The sequence below is a fragment of the Lysinibacillus sp. GbtcB16 genome, assembly GCF_019091145.1.
Lineage (GTDB): Bacteria > Bacillota > Bacilli > Bacillales_A > Planococcaceae > Lysinibacillus > Lysinibacillus fusiformis.
In genome coordinates this window covers 1-309 of record NZ_JAGXJV010000247.1, presented here as the reverse complement: position 1 = coordinate 309, position 309 = coordinate 1, and the positions used below count along the sequence as shown (strand labels likewise).

Annotated in this window: 1 protein-coding gene; it reads right to left on the bottom strand. The window is 38.2% G+C overall.

What is annotated here, in order from left to right:
• On the bottom strand, window positions 1-257 hold a 257-nt coding region (locus KVT27_RS24145), incomplete at its 3' end, for a tyrosine-protein phosphatase (RefSeq protein WP_254636275.1).
• Between the last annotated feature and the right edge of the window lie 52 nt (window positions 258-309).

Here is a 309-nt window from a genome sequence, read left to right as displayed (position 1 = left end):
TACTGGTGCTGGATCGTTTGAGCCATTCTTTCTACCATGGGACGCAAATGAATATTCGTATTTAAATAATCATCCATAATGGTCTCTTCAGGTACGTCTAAAGCCAATAAAATAAGAGCTCCGCCAATTCCTGCTCGGTCTTTTCCAACTGCGCAATGATGGACTAGCCCTAAATTATCAGGGTCTTGTATAGTCGACATTAATTCTTTAAAAGAGGGATTATGAAAAGGCATTTGTGCATAAAATTCCTTGAACATATCAGCGTTAACTCCTTTATAAAATTCTCTACCACCTGTATTGGTTGGCATT